11 protein-coding genes are annotated in these 18,668 nt (G+C 74.5%); 5 read left to right on the forward strand and 6 right to left on the reverse strand.

Annotated features, from left to right (window positions below):
• Positions 1 to 52: 52 nt before the first annotated feature.
• Positions 53 to 1,447 carry an RCC1 domain-containing protein gene (locus GT755_RS09455; protein WP_161479295.1) on the reverse strand — a complete coding sequence of 465 codons (1,395 nt, stop codon included), beginning with the start codon at positions 1,445 to 1,447 and terminating at the stop codon, positions 53 to 55.
• 102 nt (positions 1,448 to 1,549) lie between these two features.
• On the opposite strand from GT755_RS09455, the gene GT755_RS09460 reads away from it, so the two are divergent.
• The 4 genes from GT755_RS09460 (at position 1,550) to GT755_RS09470 (ending at position 4,562) form a co-directional block, all read left to right on the forward strand.
• Positions 1,550 to 2,614 carry a ligand-binding sensor domain-containing protein gene (locus GT755_RS09460; RefSeq protein WP_161479296.1) on the forward strand — a complete coding sequence of 355 codons (1,065 nt, stop codon included), beginning with the start codon at positions 1,550 to 1,552 and terminating at the stop codon, positions 2,612 to 2,614.
• Positions 2,615 to 2,743: 129 nt separating this feature from the next.
• Complete coding sequence (locus GT755_RS40480; protein ID WP_268903140.1) at positions 2,744 to 2,869, forward strand: hypothetical protein; 126 nt, start codon at positions 2,744 to 2,746, stop codon at positions 2,867 to 2,869.
• Positions 2,870 to 2,972: 103 nt separating this feature from the next.
• Positions 2,973 to 3,485, forward strand: a complete 513-nt coding sequence (locus GT755_RS09465) for a hypothetical protein (protein ID WP_161479297.1) — start codon at positions 2,973 to 2,975, stop codon at positions 3,483 to 3,485.
• Between the two features lie 165 nt (positions 3,486 to 3,650).
• Positions 3,651 to 4,562, forward strand: a complete 912-nt coding sequence (locus tag GT755_RS09470; protein WP_161479298.1) for a DNRLRE domain-containing protein — start codon at positions 3,651 to 3,653, stop codon at positions 4,560 to 4,562.
• Here the strand turns inward: GT755_RS09470 and GT755_RS09475 are convergent.
• Genes GT755_RS09475 through GT755_RS41040 form a run of 3 tightly spaced genes read right to left on the reverse strand, consistent with a single transcriptional unit; the run spans position 4,557 to position 7,767 of the window.
• Positions 4,557 to 5,732, reverse strand: coding sequence for an alpha-hydroxy-acid oxidizing protein (locus tag GT755_RS09475; RefSeq protein ID WP_161479299.1), 1,176 nt, complete (start codon positions 5,730 to 5,732; stop codon positions 4,557 to 4,559). The two genes, GT755_RS09470 and GT755_RS09475, sit on opposite strands and share 6 nt — an antisense overlap.
• Positions 5,729 to 6,637 carry a ketopantoate reductase family protein gene (locus GT755_RS09480; protein ID WP_161479300.1) on the reverse strand — a complete coding sequence of 303 codons (909 nt, stop codon included), beginning with the start codon at positions 6,635 to 6,637 and terminating at the stop codon, positions 5,729 to 5,731. Before GT755_RS09480 ends, GT755_RS09475 begins: the two co-directional genes overlap by 4 nt.
• 47 nt (positions 6,638 to 6,684) lie before the next feature.
• The gene (locus GT755_RS41040; protein WP_161479301.1) at positions 6,685 to 7,767 is read right to left on the reverse strand and encodes an enolase C-terminal domain-like protein; all 1,083 of its coding nucleotides are present in this window, start codon (positions 7,765 to 7,767) and stop codon (positions 6,685 to 6,687) included.
• A 130-nt stretch (positions 7,768 to 7,897) separates the two neighbouring features.
• On the opposite strand from GT755_RS41040, the gene GT755_RS09490 reads away from it, so the two are divergent.
• The gene (locus GT755_RS09490) at positions 7,898 to 9,082 is read left to right on the forward strand and encodes a cytochrome P450 (RefSeq protein ID WP_161479302.1); all 1,185 of its coding nucleotides are present in this window, start codon (positions 7,898 to 7,900) and stop codon (positions 9,080 to 9,082) included.
• On the opposite strand, the gene GT755_RS09495 is transcribed toward GT755_RS09490, so the two are convergent.
• Together GT755_RS09495 and GT755_RS09500 are read right to left on the reverse strand one after the other, a co-directional pair.
• The gene (locus tag GT755_RS09495; RefSeq protein ID WP_161479303.1) at positions 9,072 to 12,068 is read right to left on the reverse strand and encodes a type I polyketide synthase; all 2,997 of its coding nucleotides are present in this window, start codon (positions 12,066 to 12,068) and stop codon (positions 9,072 to 9,074) included. The two genes, GT755_RS09490 and GT755_RS09495, sit on opposite strands and share 11 nt — an antisense overlap.
• Positions 12,069 to 12,082: 14 nt before the next feature.
• The gene (locus GT755_RS09500; protein WP_328794265.1) at positions 12,083 to 18,661 is read right to left on the reverse strand and encodes an SDR family NAD(P)-dependent oxidoreductase; all 6,579 of its coding nucleotides are present in this window, start codon (positions 18,659 to 18,661) and stop codon (positions 12,083 to 12,085) included.
• Positions 18,662 to 18,668 lie beyond the last annotated feature (7 nt).

An 18,668-nucleotide genomic window follows, 5' to 3' on the forward strand; every position in this document is an offset into this window, starting at 1 on the left:
GGCGGCTTCGGGCGGCGCTGGTCGTTCCGGGGCGGCGGGGCCGTCCGGCTCGTCACGGACACGGTCCGTCCGGGGCGACGGCGACGGTGATGTCCACCTCGTGGCCGCGCGGCACGACGACGCCGGGGGCCGGATCCTGGGCGGTCACCTGGTCGACCTCGTTGCAGAGGCGGTCGACCCAGTAGGTCACCGCGCCGACGGTCAGGCCGTTCTCGGTGATGCGGGTGATCGCGGTGTCCTCGAACAGGCCGGTCACGTCGGGGACGGGCACGGTCGCCGGTGGGGCCGTCGGGGTCGGGTCGGGCTGGGCGCCGACGAGGGCCAGGGTGGTCGAGCGGCCGACCGAGATCGTGCTCACCCGGGAGGTGAGCCCGGCGACGGGGTGGGCGGTCGTCTCGTAGGGGGCCGTCGAACCAGTGCCGAGTGCGCCGTGGGTGTTGTCGCCCCAGGTCAGCACGGTCCCGTCGGCCGTGACGCCGGCCGAGGTGCCGCCGGTGCCGGGATCGGCCCACGTCAGGTTCGCGATCGGGGTGACGACGGGGGTGCGCCGGGGCAGGGTCGTGCCGTCGCCGAGGCGGCCGGAGGTGTTGTCGCCCCAGGCGTACAGGCGGCCCCCGGCGACGGCGAAGGTCGACCGCTCGCCGGGCAGCACCATCTGGGCGTCCACGACGCCGGGCACCCGGACGGGCACGTACGACCTCGGGGCCGCCCCGATGCCGAGCTGGCCCGAGGTGTTGGAGCCCCACGTCCAGACCGTGCCGTCGGACCTCAGCGCGGCCGAGTGCACGCCGCTGCGGGAGGCGTGCGCGGTCAGCACACCGGAGATGCCGGTGAGCCGGACCGGCGTCGGCCGGTTGACGGTCGTGCCGTCGCCCAGCTCGGCGAAGCCGTTGTGGCCCCAGGCCCAGACCGCCCCGTCGGCCGTGACGGCCAGGCTGTACCGGTATCCGGCCGAGACGCTGCGCACGCCGGTCAGGCCGGGGACCTGGATCGGGGTGGGCCTGCCGACGGTCGTCCCGTCGCCGAGGTGCCGGTAGGTGTTGTCGCCCCACGCCCAGACGGCGCCGTCGGAGTCCAGGGCCAGGATGTGCCGGTCGCCCACGGACAGGGAGCTGATGAAGGGCAGGCCGGTCACCTCACGGGGGGTGGTGGAGGAGACCACGCCGGGGAGGTCGCCCCAGACGTACACGACCCCGCGGTCGTTGATCCCCGCGCTGAACGTGCCGCCGGTCGCCACCTGGCGGATGCGGGCCGCGTGGGGACGGCCGGGCAACCGGCCCACCAGCGTCGGGACGGGACTGTCCTCGGTGGACGCGTCGCCGAACTGCCCGCTTGAGTTGAGCCCCCAGGCCCAGAACTTGGCGCCCGTCCACTGGGATTCGGGCGTGAACGCGGCGAGCGCCGCGACGACCGCCAGCACGGCGGCCAGAAACCTCGTCGTCCTCACACCCGGTCAGGCGTTCCCTCGCCGGTTCACTTGGGTGGAACACCCGTGTCACACGGCAGATCGCACCATAATCGGAACCTTCCGGGGCGATGGAGGCAGCTCGTGTGGGCAGTCGTGATCGCGGCGGTGCTGGCGGGCGGCATGGGAGCGGCCTCGGCCGGTGAGGCGTCGCCCTGGCGGCACGCCCCCCTCCCGCCGAAGAAGGGGCACGACAGCTTCAGCTCGGTCGCGGCCGTCGGCCCGAGGAACATCTGGGCCGCCGGATCGCAACCCGCCCTGCTCGAACGCTTCGACGGCAGTCGGTGGCGGCCGATGCCGATGCCCGGCGCGATCACCGCGCTGTCCGCCTCGCCCTCCGGCGACGTGTGGGCGCTCACGTCCGGTCGGGCGCACCGCTGGGACGGCACGAGGTGGCGGGCGATGCGGTCGGTCTCGAAGCAGGCCTACGTGCTGCTCGCCGCCGTGCCCGGCGGGGCCTGGGTGTCGGAGAAGGACCGGCTGAGCCGGTACGACGGCAAGCGGTGGCACCCGGTGCCCACTCCGGCCGACCTCAAGGTCAGCGGCGTCCGCTTCCAGGGGGGAACGGTCTGGGTGCTCGGCCGCTTCGAGACCGGCACCGCCGACCACGCCCCGGTCGGCCGCAGCACGCCCGCCGTGCTGCGCTGGAACGGCCGCGCCCTCGAACGGGTGCCGGTCCCCGTGCGGGCGGACGTCCGCGGCCACCTCAACATCGACGACGTCGTGGTGGGCAGGGGCGGCGACCTGTGGCTCGCCGGATACTCGGTGCTCGGTGGAGACCGCATGCCCGTCCTGCAGCGCCGCGGCGGGAAGTGGACGACCCTGACCCCGCCGCGCACCCACGCGCCGGACGCCATCGAACCCGACGGGGCGGGCGGCGTGTGGTTCGACTACGGCCTCGACCAGCCGCTCTGGCGCAACCGCACCGGGAAATGGACGAAGGTTGCCGCGCCGAAGCCGCCGCCGGGCCGCGCGCTCGGTCTGTTCACCCACTCGGGCAGCGGCGTCACGGCGCACATCCCGGGCACGACGCTGCTGGTCAGGGCGGGGGCGACGCACATCCCGCAGGGCCGGCTGATCAATCCGGAAACGAGCGAACGCGCATACGTGTCGACCGACCGGTTCCTGGTGACCGGCCCGTACCGGTGATTAATAGACGGGGTTTGTCGGTCCTTTCGAATTTCATTTCCTGAATGTCAATATTTCGATTGTTCAGGGATTTTGTTAGCGTCCTTGCGCGATGCCAAAGATCATCTCCGCATCCCAAGGAGCTCGATGATGTCTGCACCATCCCTCCTGCGGAGGAGGGCGTTCGGCGTGCTGATCGCCGCCCTGACCGTGGCCGGACCGGCCGTCGCGCCGGCTCCGGCGGGACGGCCGACACGCCGACGCTCGTCGTCGTGAAGACCCTCGCGCCGGTCGACGACGTCCACGTCATGACTCTCCACAACCACGACTCGCCGGCGCCGCCGTCCCGGCTCAGGGCACCGGATTGATCTGGAGCGCCATGTCGTCCCTGACGTCCAACACCCCCAAGCCGGTGGTCCGGGTTCCGGCCGGCCTGCTGGAGTTCGGCTGGCAGATCCGCCTGCGGGTGCGCGCTCACAACGTGACGGCGGGCACGGTCTCCGCCTGGTCGCCGTGGCAGTCCGCCACCCTGTCCGACGTCGTCCCCGAGATCACCGGACCCGAGATGACCCCGGCCCAGGAGTCCGGCGGCGTGACGGTGACCACGAGCCTCACCCCGACGTTCAGCGCCACCGCAAGCCACCCGTTCGTCGACTCGTTGTACGTGGCGTTCGAGATCGAGCACGACCCGGACGCGCCGGAGCAGGGCACCGGCCACATCTGGTCGGGCGCCGAGCCGGACGACCCGGCCTCGGGGGCGCGAACGCAGGTCACCGTGCCCGCCGGGGTGCTGCAGGACGGCTGGCGGCTGCGTTGGCGGGTGCGCGCGAACGGGGGGCCGTTCGCGTCGCAGTCGGAGTGGCGGACGTTCACGGTCGACCTGGACCAGTGATCCGGTCAAGCCCGGCGGCCGTCGGCGGATGCCCTGCGGGGGCGCACCCGTCCGGCGGTCGCCGCGGCGGCCGACCTCTTCGCGGTCGGGTTCATGACCGCGGTGCCGGGCCATTCGATTGTGATTCCGGAATGTCAATCGTCTCCCCGTTCAAGGAGTTCGCTGATGTCACGCCGGTCCCTGCTGCGCAGGAGGGCACTCCCTCTGCTGACCGCCGTCGAGGACGTCAGCGTGGCGTCGCACAGCGACGAGACCATGCCGGCCCCGCCGGACCACGAACTCCTCTTCCTCGGCGCCTTTCCCGACAGCACGAGAGGCCGGGCCTATCTGAGGTTCGACACGTCCGGGCTACCGGCCGGCGTCGTCACGTCGGCCACGCTCCGGCTCGCCAGCTACTCCGCGCCGTCGTGCGGCTCCCAGACCGGTGAGGGGATCGAGGTCCGGCGGGTCGTCGAGCCCTGGACCGACGGCTTCCTCCACTGGGGCAACAAGCCGGGCTCCACGGCGGATGACGCGTACATCGCCGCCGCCGGATGCGACGTGCCGGCCGAGCAGGTGGAATGGCCGGTCACCGGCATCGTGCAGGAGTGGGTCGACGGCACGTCCAACTACGGGTTCGTCCTCCAGCACCCTGACGAGACTCTCGACGACGGCTACTCGCGCCTCGCGTCGGCGCAGAACACCGAGCTGGCGCAGCCGCGACTGACGGTCACGATGACCGTCTCGTCGGCGCCCGCGTTCCGGCGGGTCGTCATGCAACCCCTCTGGACGGACGAGAGCACCCTCATCGCGACGGCACCCCGGTTCGTGATGGTCATGGACGACCCCGTCGGCGGCTGGCTGTCGGGGGAGTTCGAGATCGAGCACGATCCGGACGCACCCGACCAGGGGACCGGGCCCATCTGGGGCGGTGGTTACAAACCGGGGACCATGGCGAACGGGGTCAAGAAGGCGGTGGTGCCGGCCGGTCTGCTGGCCGACGGCTGGAAGATCCGCTGGCGGGTCACGGCCACGTCGAAGGCGCTCGTCACGGTGTCGTCCGGCTGGCGGAAGGCGACCGTCGACGCGGCGTCATGATCCAGATACCACCGGCCGGAGCGTTTCCGGGGTCAGGTCGGCGACGGTCGGGTAGCCGTCCACGGCCATGATGAGATCGGCCTCGGCGAGGATCGTCCGCAGCACGTGGACGATCCCGTCGGCGCCCCCCAGCGCCAGCCCGTAGGCGTAAGGGCGGCCGATGCCCACGGCGGTCGCGCCGAAGGCCAGGGCCTTCACCACGTCGGCTCCCGAGCGGACGCCCGAGTCGAACAGCACCGGCAGGCCCCCGGCGGCCTCGACCACCTCGGGGAGCACGTCCAGGGCCGGCAGGCCTCCGTTGGCCTGCCGGCCGCCGTGGTTGGAGCAGTAGACGCCGTCGATCCCGGCGTCCGCGGCGCGGCGGGCGTCGTCGGGGTGGCAGATGCCCTTCAGCAGCAGCGGCAGGTCGGTGGTCGAGCGCAACCACGGGAGGTCGTCCCAGGTCAGCGGGTTGCCGAAGATTCTCGCCCAGTACGCCGTGGCGGCCTGGGGGTCGTCCTCGGGGGTGTGGGCCAGGCGGGACCGGAAGACCGGGTCGGTGGTGTAGTTGGCCAGGCAGTGGCCCCGGAGCTGGGGGAAGTTGGCGGTGCTCAGGTCGCGGGGGCGCCAGCCGGTCACCCACGTGTCGAGGGTGACGACCAGGGCGCGGAAGCCGGCCGCCTCGGCGCGGTGGATCAGGCTCTCGGCGACGTCGCGGTCGGCCGGGGTGTAGAGCTGGAAGAAGCCCGGCGCCGGGGCCAGTTCCCCGGCCACGTCCTCCAGAGGGTCGACGGAGAACGTCGAGGCGATCATCGGGACGCCCGTGCGGGCCGCCGCCCGGGCGGTGGCGAGGTCCCCGTGGCCGTCCTGGGCGCACAGGCCGACCACCCCGATCGGGGCGAGGAAGATCGGGGTGGGCAACCGCATGCCGTACAGGTCGACATGGAGGTCGCGCTCGACGGCGCCGGCCAGCATGCGGGGGAGCAGGCCCCAGCGGCGGAAGGCGGCGACGTTGGCGCGCTGGGTGTGCTCGTCGCCGGCGCCGCCCGCGACGTACGACCAGATCGACGGCGGCAGTGCGGCCTCGGCCCTGGCCTCCAGCTCGGCGAAGGCCATCGGCAGCGGGGGGACCCGCCCGTGCAGGCCGCCCGAGTAGATGTCGTTCTGGTAGTCGCCGAAGCGCGGGTTCATGCCCGTGTTCTCTGGTAGACGCGCAGGTTGAGGGTGACCAGGCTGAGCAGCGGAACCGGCGCGCCGAGCAGGCGGGCGCGCCGCACCAGGTCGCCGAAGATCTCCTCGACCTCCACGGGGCGGCCGCGGACCAGGTCGCGGTAGGCCGACGACGTCAGCGACGAATGGGGGGCGGTGACCGTCTTGCGGGTGCCGTCGAGCGACTCCTTCGGCACCGGGTGGCCGGCGGCCTCGGCGACGGCGGCGCACTCGTCCACGACCGCGTGGGCGAACTCCGTCCCGCCGGGGGTGGAGGCGACCTCGCCGATCGTCGCGCGCATGAGGCACGTCACCGCGCCGGTCGCGGCGATGAACACCCATTTGGCCCACATCTCGCCGACGATGTCCGCCGTGAGACGGGTCTCGAAGCCCGCGCCCCCGAGCACGCCGACCAGTTCGTCGGGCGGGGGGCCGGTGCGGGAGCCGTAGGTCAGGCTCTGCACGTCGGCGAGCCGGAGGATGTCGCCGTCGGCGTCGACGGTGGTGCTGACCATCACGACCCCGCCGAGGATCCGCCGCTCGCCGAAACGCCCGGCCAGCTCGTCGAGGTGCCGCATCCCGTTGAGCACGGGCAGGATCAGCGTGTCCGGCCCCACGGCGGGGGCGAAGTCGTCCATGGCCGATCGCAGCGCGGCGGCCTTGACCGAGACCAGGACCAGGTCGAACGTCGAGGTGATCTCGTCGGCCAGGATCGTGCGGGGATGGAGCGTCGTGTCCTCGCCCAGGCCCACGATCCGCAACCCGCGTTCGCCGATCAGCCGGGCCCGTTTGGGACGGACCAGGAAGGTGACGTCTCGGCCCGCCTGAACGAGGCGGCCGCCGAAGTAGCCGCCGACCGCTCCTGCCCCCACGACCAGGATCTTCATCACAAAAACGTATGCAGAATACGTTTTTCCCCACAATCCAGGAATGGTCAAAACCTCGGCGTGTACGCCGCGACCGCCTCGTCGTCCCAGGCGATGCCCAGGCCCGGCCCTCTCGCGGTGATCCGGCCGTCGACCGGCCGGTGGGGCTCCCGCACGACCGCCCCGGCGAGGTCGAGGTGCTCCACCCAGTCGGCCGACGGGGTGACGGTCATGGCGTGCGCGCTCGCCTCGACGAACAGGTGGCTGGAGACGGGCAGCGAGGCCGCCTCGGCCTGGCCCGCCGCGAGGGTCCAGCCGGTGAAGCCGCCGATCTTCATGATGTCGAACATGGCGAAGTCGCAGGCCCCCGCCGCGATGGCGGCGTGGCAGCCGGCCGGGAACCACCAGTTCTCGCCGGTCTGGACGCGGATGTTCGTGGTGCGGCGCACATAGGCGTGCCCGGCGAGGTCCTCCGCCTGGACGGGCTCCTCGACCCAGTAGAGGCCGAACCCGTCGAGCCGGGCGAGGCGGCGGCGGGCCTCCTGCGGGGTGAGCGACTGGTTGTAGTCGACCATGAGCTCGACGTCGGGGCCGATGATCTCGCGGACCCGCGCCACCACCTCGACGTCGCGGGCGGCGTCGGGATGGCCGAGCTTGATCTTGACCGCCTGGAACCCGCTCTCGACCGAGCCCCGGAGGGCCTGCTCCTCCCGGACGGGGTCGATCATCCCGTAGCTGTCATAGGCCCTCAGCGGCGTGGGCTCCCCGCCGAGCAGCGTGGCGACGGGCAGGCCGGTGAGGTGGCCGAGGGCGTCCCACAGGGCCATCTCGACGCCGGACACCACCATGCCGGCGACGCCCTGCAGGCCGGGCAGCCGGAACCTGGCCTGGAACTCCCGCATCCGGGCGCCGGGCGCGAGCGCCTTCCCGGCCAGCCCGGGGGCCAGCTCCCCGGCCACGGAGGCGAGTGCGGGCAGCAGCGCCGCATCGTAGGCGAACACGTAGGAGCGGCCGGTCACGCCGCCGTCGGTGACCACGTCGAACAGGAGCAGCGGGGCGGCCGTGATCGAGCCCGACGCGGTGCGCAACGGCCGCGCCATCGGGACGACCACCGGACGCGCCCGCACCCGCGAGATCGTCTCGGCTCCCACAGTCCAACCCCATCACGGGAATCCTCTGCTGCCGTTAAAGCGCGGCTGAATTCAGCGCGACTTCAGCGCCGCCGTCCATGCTCCGTCGCACCACCGACCGAGCCACCAACCGACACTGTGCGAGGAACGGATGAGTGAGATCCCCGACTTCCCCATGAACCGCGGTTGCCCCTATCACCCGCCCGCCGGGTACGAGCGGCTGCGGGCCACCGGCGTCGCCGCGCCCGTCCGCCTGTACGACGGGCGGACCGCCTGGGTGATCACCGGGCACCCCGAGACGCGGGCGCTCCTGCTGGACCCCCGCCTGTCGTCGGACCGGTCGCGGGCCGACTTCCCGGTGCTGGTGCCCCGGATGGCCGCCTCGAAGCTGGTCGCCCTCGTCGGCATGGACCCGCCCGAGCACGACGTGCAGCGGCGCATGCTCGCCCCGAGCTTCACCGTCAACGGGCTCAAGAAGCTGCGGCCGGTGATCCTGCGCATCGTCACCGAGCGCATCGACGCGATCCTCGACAAGGGGCCGGGGGCCGACCTGGTGCCCGAGTTCGCGCTCGCGGTGCCGTCGACCGTGATCTGCGAGCTGCTCGGGGTGCCGTACGGCGACCACGACTTCTTCGAGGCGCAGACCAGGAAGATGCTGATGGCGACCAGCAGCGCCCAGGACGCGGCCGACGCGGCCGTGGCGCTCACCGCCTACTTCGACGAACTGATCGACCTGAAGCTCGCCGAGCCCGGCGAGGGCGTCGTCGACACCCTCATCCGGGAGCGGCTGGCGACCGGGCAGCTCACCCGCGCCGAGGTCGCGTCGATCTCGATGTTCCTGCTGGTCGCGGGGCACGAGACGACCGCCAACATGATGGCGCTCAGCATCCTGACGCTGCTGGAGCACCCCGACCAGCTCGCCGTGCTGCGCGACCATCCCGACCGGGCCAAGGACCACGTCGAGGAGCTGCTGCGGTTCCTGTCGGTCGCCGACGAGCTGCAGCGGGTCGCCGCCGCCGACATCGAGGTCGGCGGGGCGACCATCCGCGCGGGGGACGCCGTCTACCTGCCCAACGCCGCCGCCAACCGCGACGAACGCGTCTACACCGATCCCGACACGCTCGACCTGAACCGCGACGCGCGTGGTCACCTGGCCTTCGGGCACGGCGTGCACCAGTGCATCGGGCAGAACCTGGCCCGCGCCGAACTGGAGATCGGGCTGCGCGAGCTGGTCACCCGGGTGCCCGGCCTGCGCCTCACCGAGCCCGTCGAGGCGCTCGGGGTCAAGCCGGGCGGTTCGGTTCAGGGCATCCACCGGCTGCCCGTCACGTGGTGAGCCGCTCTTCCAGGAAACCCGCGACGGCGGCGGGGGTCGGGTAGTCGTACAGCAGCACGGGCGGCAGGGTCAGGCCGGTCGCCTCGCACAGCCGGTTGCGCACCTCCAGGGCGCTGAAGGAGGAGAAGCCGATGTGCAGGAAGTTGTCCTCGGGGCCGATCTGGTCGGGCGCGGCGTGGCCGAGCACCTCGGCGGCGTGCACCCGCACCAGGTCGAGCAGGGTCGTCTCGGCCGGTCGCTCCTCCGGGCGGCCGGTCCCCGGGTCCGAGCCCCACCAGTAGTGCTCCCGTTCGAACGGGTAGGGCGGCAGGTCGGCGGGCGGGCCCGCGGGATGCCAGGCCGACCAGTCGACCTCGCCGCCCGCCGCGTGCAGCCGGGCGACCAGCGACGCCACCGCCTCCGGTTCCGGCCGGTCCCGGGTCAGCGCCGGGAGCACGAGCGCGTCGTCGGGCAGCGCGCGCGCCGCCATCGGGGTGAGCACGGCGTCGGGGCCGACCTCGACGAAGGTGCTCACCCCGGCGGCGCGCAACGAGGCGACCACGTCGCCGAACCGGACCGTGTCGCGCAGGTGGCGCACCCAGTAGTCAGGGTCCTTCAGTTCCTCGTACGCCGCCTCGCGGCCGGTCACCTCCGACACGAGCGGGATGACCGGTGCGTGGAAGGTCACCCGGGCCGCCGCCGCGCGGAAGGCGGCCAGGGCCCCGTCCATGTGCGGCGAGTGGAAGGCGTGGCCGACCCGGAGCCTGCGGGTGCGGTGGCCCCGCGTGGTGAACCCGGCGGCGATCTCGGTGACCGCGTCCGCGTCGCCCGAGACGACCACGGCGGCCGGGCCGTTGACGGCGGCCAGGCCGACCCGTCCCCGGTAGGCCTCCAGCACCTCGGCGACCTCGGCCTCGGTCGCCTCGACGGCCGTCATCGCGCCGCCCTCCGGCTGGGCCTGCATCAGCCGGGCCCGCGCGGCGACCAGGGCGCAGGCGTCCTCCAGCGACAGCACCCCGGCGGCGTGCGCGGCGGCCAGCCCGCCGAGCGAGTGCCCGGCCACCCGCGTGGGCGGCGGGGCGAGCCGCTCCAGCAGCCGGAACAGGGCGACCTCCAGGGCGAAGAGGGCGGGCTGGGCGTACTCGGTCCGGTCGAGGGCGGCGGGGTCGCCGCCGAACAGCAGGTCCTTGAGCGGACGGTCGAGGTGGGGGGCGAACGCGGCGGCGACCTCGTCCAGCGCCGCCGCGAAGGCCGGCCACTCCTCGTAGAGGCCGCGGCCCATGCCGGGGCGCTGGCTGCCCTGGCCGGTGAACAGGTACGCCGTGCCGGCGCGTTCGGCGGCCACCGCGCGGACCAGGTGCCGCGACGGGCGGCCCGCCGCGAGGTCGGCCAGCGCGCGCAGGCGCTGGTCGCGGTCGCCGGGCAGCACGACCGCCCGGTGCCTGAGCGGGGTGCGGCCCAGCGCCAGGGTGCGGCCGACGCCGGTGTCGTCCAGGCCGGGGTGGGCGGTCAGGTGGTCGAGCAGGCGGGCCGCCTGGGCCTGGAGGGCGGTCTCGGTGCGGCCGGACAGCGGCCACGGCGCGGCGGGCGAACCGGCTTCGGCCCCATCGGGCGAGGACGGGGGCGCGGGCGCCTCCTCGATGATGACGTGGGCGTTGGTGCCGCTGATGCCGAACGACGAGACCCCGGCCCGGCGCGGCCGTTCGCCCCGGGGCCACGGCACCGGCTCGGTGAGGAGGCGGACCGCGCCGCTCTCCCAGTCGACGTGCGGGGTCGGCTCGTCGACGTGGAGGGTGCGGGGCAGGGTCTCGTGCCGCAGCGCTTCGATGACCTTGATGACCCCGGCCACCCCGGCGGCGGCCTGCGTGTGGCCGATGTTCGACTTCACCGACCCCAGCCACAGGGGCTCGGCCCGGTCCCGCCCGTACGTCGCCAGGATCGCCCCCGCCTCGATCGGGTCGCCCAGGCGGGTGCCGGTCCCGTGGGCCTCGACGGCGTCGACCTGCTCGGGGGTGAGCCGGGCGTCGGCGAGCGCGGCCCGGATCACCCGCTCCTGCGTCGGGCCGTTGGGCGCCGTCAGGCCGTTGGACGCGCCGTCCTGGTTGACGGCCGAGCCGCGCAGCACGGCGAGGATGGTCCGGTCGTTGCGCCGGGCGTCCGAGAGGCGTTCCAGCAGGAGCAGGCCGACCCCCTCGGCGAAGCCGGTGCCGTCGGCGGCGGCGGCGAACGCCTTGCAGCGGGCGTCGGGGGCCAGCCCGCGCTGGCGGCTGAACTCCACCAGCAGCACCGGGGTGGCCATCACCGTGACCCCGCCCGCCAGCGCCAGGTCGCACTCGCCGCTCCGCAGCGACCGGGCGGCCAGGTGCATGGCCACCAGCGACGACGAGCAGGCTGTGTCGACGGTCACCGCCGGGCCCTCCAGGCCCAGGTGGTAGGCGATCCGCCCGGTCGCCACGCTGGTCGCGTTGCCGGTCATCAGATGGCCCTCGTAGCCGTCCGGCACCCGGTCGGGCGGCGGCACGTAGGCCTGCGACACCACGCCGGCGAACACGCCGGTCCGGCTCCCGCGCAGGGATCCGGGCGCGATCCCGGCCCGTTCGAAGGTCTCCCAGGCCGTCTCCAGCAGCAGCCGCTGCTGCGGATCGGTGGCGGTCGCCTCGCGCGGGCCCATGCCGAAGAACGCGGCGTCGAACCGGGCGGCGTCGGACAGGAAACCGCCTTCCTTCGTGTACGCCGTCCCGGCGTGGTCCGGGTCGGGGTCGTACAACGAATCGAGGTCCCAGCCCCGGTCGGCGGGGAGGCCGCCGACGGCGTCGGCGCCCGCGTCGAGCAGCCGCCACAACGCCTCGGGGTCGTCGGCGCCGCCGGGCAGGCGGCAGGCGGCGGCCACGATCGCGATGGGTTCGTGCTGCCGGTCCTCCAGTTCGCGGACGCGGCGCCGGGCCTGGCGCAGGTCGGTCGTGGTCCGCTTGAGGTACTCGCGCAGCCGGTCCTCGTTGCTGGTCATGTCGTCTCCAGGGGTCACAGCGGGTCGAGCTCCTCGTCCAGGGCGCGGAACAGCTCCTCGTCGGTCGCCGCGGCGAGGTCGTCGTCGGGCTCCTCGGCGGGGCGGGAGCCCTCCTCCCAGCGCCACAACGCCGCGCGCAGCCGGTCCTTGATCTTCGTGAAGCCGGGTCCGTCGGTGGTCACGGCGGCCAGCAGCCGGTCGAGTTCGGCCGCCATGCCGTCGGAGGTGTCGTCGGTGGCGTCGGCGGGGGCGAGCAGGCCGCGCAGGTGGGCGGCGAGCGCGGCCGGGGTCGGGAAGTCGAAGGCGAGCGTGGTGGGCAGCCGCAGCCCCGTCGCCGCCGCCACCCGGTTGCGCAGCTCGACCGAGGTCAGCGAGTCGAAGCCGATCTCCTTGAACGCCTGGTCGGCGGCGACCCCGTCGGCTCCGGCGTGCCCGAGCACGGCCGCCACCTGCTCCCTGACCAGGGTCAGCAGCGCCTGCTCCCGGTCGGGCCCCGGCAGCGCGGCCAGCCGCTCGGCCAGGCCGGCGGGGGAGACCGGCGCGTGGCGGGCGGCCCGCCGCACCGACGGCGCGCGCACCAGCCCGCGCAGGACCGGCGGCACCTCCCCGGCCTCGGCCCGCGCCCGCAGCGCGGCCTCGTCGAGCACGGCCGGGACCAGCAGCGGCCGGTCGGCCCGCAGGGCGGCGTCGAACAGCGCCAGCCCCTCCTCGGCCGACATCGGGGTGAGCCCGCCCCGGGCGATGCGGGCCAGGTCGGCCGCGCCCAGGTGACCGGTCATGCCGCTGGCCTCCCGCCACATGCCCCAGGCGAGCGAGGTCGCGGGCAGCCCGCGCTCCCTGCGGTGCGCGGCGAGGGCGTCGAGGAAGACGTTGGCGGCGGCGTAGTTGGCCTGCCCCGCGCCGCCGAGCTGGCCCGACGCGGAGGAGAACAACACGAACGCGTCGAGGTCGCCGGTGAGCTCGTGCAGGTGCCAGGCGGCGTCGACCTTGGGACGCAGCGCCGCCTCGATCTTCTCCGGGGTCAGCGAGGCGAGCACGCCGTCGTCCAGGACCCCGGCCGTGTGGACCACGGCGCGCAGCGGCCGGTCGTCCGGGACGCTTGCCAGCAGGTCGGCCAGCGCGGCCCGGTCGGCCGCGTCGCAGGCCGCGATCCGCACCTCGGCCCCGGCCGCGGTCAGCTCGGCGGCCAGGCCGGCCGCGCCCGGCGCGTCCGGGCCGCGCCGGCTCGTCAGCAGCAGGTGCCGCACGCCGTGCGCGGCCACCAGGTGCCGGGCCAGCGCCGCCCCGATCGTGCCGGTCCCGCCGGTGACCAGCACGGTCCCCTCCCGTACGGGCGGCAGCGTCAGCACCAGCTTGCCCACGTGGGCCGCCTGGGCGAAGTGCCGGAAGGCGGCCGGAGCCTGCCGCACGTCCCAGGTGGCGACCCGCGACGGGCGCAGGGCCCCCGAGGCGAACAGCGCCAGCACACCCTTGAAGGCGTCGGCCACCTCCTCGACCGGCATGTCCAGCAGCTCGAACGGCAGGTACGCCACCCCCTCCTCGGCCAGCGCGCAGGGGTCGCGGGGATCGGCGATGCCCATCTCGACGAACCGGCCGCCCGGGGGCAGCAGGCCGAGCGAGGCGTCCAGGAGGTCGCCGGTCAGCGAGTTCAGCACGACGTCGACCTCGCCGAAGCTCGCGGCGAACGCGTCGGTGCGGGAGGAGGCGATGCGCTCCGGCGGCAGGCCCAGGGCACGCAGCGCGGCCCACTTCGCGGGGCTCGCCGTGGCGTAGACCTCCGCGCCCAGATGCCGGGCGAGCTGGAGGGCGGCCAGCCCCACCCCGCCGGCGGCGGCGTGCACGAGCACCCGTTCCCCCGGCCGGACCTGGGCCAGGGTGACCAGACCGTGGTAGGCGGTGGTGAAGACGGCCGGCACGCTCGCCGCCTCGGCGAAAGACCAGCCCTCGGGGATCCGGGCGAGCAGCCGGTGGTCGGCGACCGCGACCGGCCCGACCGCGCCCGGCGCCAGCCCGAAGACGCGGTCGCCGACGGCCAGACCGGCGACCGCCGACCCGGTCTCCAGCACGACGCCCGCCGCCTCCGCGCCCAGCGGGGTCGCGGAGGGCACCATGCCGAGCGCGGTGAGGACGTCGCGGAAGTTCAGCCCGGCGGCGCGGACCTCGATCCTGACCTGGTGCGGGGCCAGCGGGGCCAGGGCCTCGGGGAAGGGCGCGGCGTGCAGGTCGTCGGGCGAACCGCCCGGGGTCGCCAGCCGCCAGGCCCCGTCGGGCAGGTCGAGCGGGGCGGACCGGCTCACGCGGGTCAGCCGGGGGACCAGCGCGACGCCGTCGCGGAGGGCGATCTGCGGTTCGCCACCGGCCAGGGCCGCCGGGAGGGCGGCGGCCGAGGCGTCGTCGACGTCGACGACGACGATCCGGCCGGGGTTCTCGGTCGCGGCCGACCTCGCCACCCCCCACAGGGGAACCGCCGCCAGGTCGACGTGGTCGCCGGGGCGCACGGCCACCGCGTTCCTGGTCACGATCGCCAGGCGCGACGCGGGGTCGGGCTGCTCCGCCAGCCAGGCGGTCAGCCGGTCGACCAGGGCCCGCACGTTCGCGGCCACGGCCTGGGGGAGCCCGCCGTCGGCGGAGGAGGCGGGCCACTCGATCACGGTCACGTCCGGGGTCTCCGCCGGCACCAAGGGAATCTCGGTCCAGGTCGGTTCGTACAGCGACGTGGGTTCGGTGGTCCGCGCCGTGGGGGCCGCGCGGAGGGTCAGGGACTCCACCCGGGCGACCGGCGCGCCCGCCGGGTCGGCGAGCGTGATGGTGACGGTGTCGTCGCCGGCGGGGGTCAGGGTGGCGCGGAGGGCGGTGGCCCCGGTGGCGAACAGGTCGACGCCCGACCAGGCGAACGGCAGCCGCACCCCCTCGCCGAGGAAACCGCCCAGGGCCATGGCGTGCATGGCCGCGTCGAACAGCGCCGGGTGGAGGGCGAAGCGGGCGGCGTCGTCGTCGTGGCCGTCGGGCAGGTGGACCTCCGCGTGGACGGTGTCGCCCGCCCGCCAGGCGGCGGTGAGGTTGCGGAAGGCGGGACCGTACTCGTAACCGAGGTCGGCCAGCCGGTCGTAGAGGTCGTCGACCACCAGGGGGACGGCGCCGGGCGGGGGCCAGGCGGTCGCCCCGTCCGGTTCGCCGGGCGTGGCCGGGGTCAGGGTTCCGGCGGCGTGCCGGGTCCACTCCTCGTCGCCGCCCCGCCGGGAGTGCACGGTCACCCGGCGGCGGCCGGACCCGTCGGCGGCGCTCACCTCCGCCTGGAGGCGCACACTGCCGTGTTCGGGCAGGAGGAGCGGGGCTTCGAGGGTGAGTTCGTCGACGCGGAGCGCGGCCCCGGAGAGCTGCCCGGCCTGGAGGGCGAGTTCGAGCAGCGCCGTCGCCGGGAGCAGCGCCGTGCCGCGCACGGCGTGGTCGGCCAGCCAGCCGTGGGAGTCGCGCGAGACCCGGCCGGTGACCACCAGCGCGCCCGTCTCGGCCAGCACCGTGACCGCGCTCAGGAAGGGGTGCTCGGCGGCGTCCAGGCCGAGGCCCCCGGCGTCACCGCCCACCGAGGGGCCGGTCAGCCAGTAGCGCTCGCGCTGGAAGGCGTAGGTCGGCAGGTCGGTGACGCCCTGCTCCGGCAGGTGCCAGGTGACGGGGTGGCCGTCGGCGTGGAGGGCGGCCAGGTTCAGGTGGAACTGGTCGAGGGTGCCCTTGTGGCGTCGGAGAGTGCCCGTGACCAGCAGCGACGGGTGTTCGAGGGTGTCCTGGACGGCCGTTGTGAGGACCGGGTGGGGGCTGGCCTCGACGAAGGTGGTGTGGCCGTCGTCCAGGAGCTTGGTGAGGGTCTCGTGGAAGCGGACGGGGTTGGCGAGGTTGTCGAACCAGTACTCGGGGGTGAAGTCGGCGGTCCCGGTGGTGACCGTGGAGTAGAAGGGGATGGCGGCGGGTTGGGGGCGGATGCCGTCGAGGAGGGTGCGGAGTTCGTCGCGGAGCCGGTGGACGTGGGGGCTGTGGGAGGCGTAGTCGACCGGGATCCTCCGGGCGTCGAGCGTGGCGAGCAGGTCGTCGAGCTGGGCGGCGTCCCCGGCGATGACGGTCGCGTTGGGGCTGTTGGTGGCGGCGATGTGCAGATCGTCGTAGGACGCCAGGTAAACGGCCACGTCGGCCGCGCTCAGCGAGACGGAGGCCATCCCGCCGGTTCCGGCGAGGGCGAGTAGTGCCTTGGAGCGGAGGGTGACGATCTTGGCGGCGTCGTCGAGGGTGAGGGCTCCGGCGATGTGGGCGGCGGCGATCTCCCCTTGGGAGTGGCCGATGACGGCGTCGGGGCGCACGCCGTGGTGTTCCCACAGGCGGGCCAGGCTGGTCATGACGGCGAACAGGGCGGGCTGGATGACGTCGACCCGATCTGGCGACGGGCCGTCGAGCACGTCGATCAGGTTCCAGCCCGCGTACTTCTCGATCGCGTCGGCGGCGGCGTGCAGGTGGTCGGCGAAGACGGGGGAGGTGGCGAGCAGGTCGCGGGCCATCCCGTCCCACTGGGAGCCCTGGCCGGGGAAGACGAAGACCGTCTTGCCCAGCGGCCTGACCTGCCCCCGCACCAGCAACGGGTCCGGCCGGTCGTCGGCCAGGGCGGTGAGGGCGGCGAGCAGCGCCTCGCGGTCGCCGGTGACGACCGCGGCCCGGTGGGCGAGCGCGGCGCGGCCGGTGGCGAGGGTGCGGGTCAGGTCCGACGGCAGCAGGCCGGGGCGGGTGGCCAGGTGGTCGCGCAGCCGGACGGCCTGCTCCCTCAGCGCCTGCGGGTTGTGCGCCGACAGCAGCACCGGCGCATCCCCGAAGGACGCCTCGGCCTGGGGGCGCGGGGCGGGGGCCTCCTCGATGACGACGTGGGCGTTGGTGCCGCTCATGCCGAAACCCGAGATGCCCGCGCGGCGGGTCCGGCCGGTCTCCCGGGTCCAGGGGCGGGCCTCGGTGAGGAGGCGCACGTCGCCCGCCGTCCAGTCGACGTGGGGGGTGGGCTCGTCGACGTGCAGCGTACGGGGCAGCACCCCGTGCTGGAGGGCCTGGACCATCTTGATGACGCCGCCGACCCCGGCCGCCGCCTGGGTGTGGCCGATGTTCGACTTCAGCGAGCCCAGCCAGGCCGGTTCGTCCCGGTCCTGCCCATAGGTCGCGAGGATGGCCTGCGCCTCGATCGGGTCGCCGAGGCGGGTGCCCGTGCCGTGCGCCTCGATCGCGTCCACGTCGGCGGGGGCCAGGCCCGCGTCGGCCAGGGCCGCGCGGATGACCGCCTGCTGCGACGGGCCGTTGGGCGCGGTCAGGCCGTTCGACGCGCCGTCCTGGTTGATCGCCGTCCCCCGGATGACCGCCAGGACGGGGTGGCCGTTGCGGACGGCGTCCGACAGGCGCTCCACCAGCAGCAGGCCCACCCCCTCGCCGAAGGCGGTGCCGTCGGCGGCGGCGGCGAACGCCTTGCACCGGCTGTCGGCCGACAGGCCACGCTGGCGGCTGAAGCCGATGAAGATGTCCGGATGCGACAGGACGGTGGCGCCGCCCGCCAGCGCCAGGTCGCACTCCCCGTCGCGCAGCGCGCGGACCGCCAGGTGCAGGGCCACCAGCGAGGCCGAGCAGGCGGTGTCCACGGTGACGGCCGGTCCGCGCAAACCGAGGGTGTACGCGATCCGCCCCGACGCGATGCTGCCCGCGCTGCCGATGCCGAGATAGCCCTCCATGTCCGGCGGGAGCCGTACCCGCGAGCCGTAGTCGGTGTAGACCACGCCCGCGTAGACGCCGGTGGCCGAGCCGTGCAGCGAGGCCGGGTCGATGCCGGCCCGTTCGAACGCCTCCCAGGCGGTCTCCAGCAGCAGCCGCTGCTGCGGGTCCATGCTGACCGCCTCGCGGGGGCTGATGCCGAAGAAGGCGGGGTCGAACCCGGCGGCGTCGTGCAGGAAACCGCCCTCGCGGGCGTAGGAGGTGCCCGCGTGGGAGGGGTCGGGGTCGAACAGGCGCTCCAGATCCCAGCCCCGGTCGGCCGGGAACGGCGAGATGACGTCGCGCTCGCCCGACACGACCGACCACAAATCCTCGGGGGTGCGCACGTCGCCCGGATAACGGCAGGCCATCGCCACGATCGCGATCGGCTCGTCGGCCCGGCGCGGCGTGGCGGCGACCGGGGCGGCGGGGGCGTCCGCGCCCAGCAGTTCCGAGCGCAGGAAATCGGCCAGGGCACGCGGTGACGGATGGTCGAAGACCAGCGTCGTGGGCAGCGTGAGGCCGGTGGCCGTGGCCAGCCGGTTGCGGAACTCGACCGCCGTCAGGGAGTCGAAGCCCAGGTCCTTGAACGCGCGGGTGACGTCGATGCCGCTCTGGTCCGCGAAGCCCAGCACGGCGGCGGCCTGGGTGCCGATGACGTCCAGGAGCAGCCGTTCCTGGTCGGCGGGCGAGCGTCCGGCCAGGGTGGCGAGCACCGGCGTGCCCGCGACCGCCGTGACCGGACCGGCGAAGGGCCGCAGCGGCGGCGGCAGCAGACCGGCGGCGGCCAGCGCCCGCAGCGCGGCGGTCGCCGGGCGGGCCGCCACCAGCGCG

The sequence above is a fragment of the Herbidospora solisilvae genome, from assembly GCF_009901565.1.
GTDB lineage: Bacteria > Actinomycetota > Actinomycetes > Streptosporangiales > Streptosporangiaceae > Herbidospora > Herbidospora solisilvae.

Coding starts and splice junctions, on each gene's coding strand:
- GT755_RS09465 (WP_161479297.1), top strand. CDS start 2,973: ATGTCGTCCCTGACGTCCAACACCCCCAAGCCGGTGGTCCGGGTTCCG.
- GT755_RS09480 (WP_161479300.1), bottom strand. CDS start 6,637: ATGAAGATCCTGGTCGTGGGGGCAGGAGCGGTCGGCGGCTACTTCGGC.
- GT755_RS09495 (WP_161479303.1), bottom strand. CDS start 12,068: ATGACCAGCAACGAGGACCGGCTGCGCGAGTACCTCAAGCGGACCACG.
- GT755_RS09475 (WP_161479299.1), bottom strand. CDS start 5,732: ATGAACCCGCGCTTCGGCGACTACCAGAACGACATCTACTCGGGCGGC.
- GT755_RS09490 (WP_161479302.1), top strand. CDS start 7,898: ATGAGTGAGATCCCCGACTTCCCCATGAACCGCGGTTGCCCCTATCAC.
- GT755_RS09470 (WP_161479298.1), top strand. CDS start 3,651: ATGTCACGCCGGTCCCTGCTGCGCAGGAGGGCACTCCCTCTGCTGACC.
- GT755_RS40480 (WP_268903140.1), top strand. CDS start 2,744: ATGTCTGCACCATCCCTCCTGCGGAGGAGGGCGTTCGGCGTGCTGATC.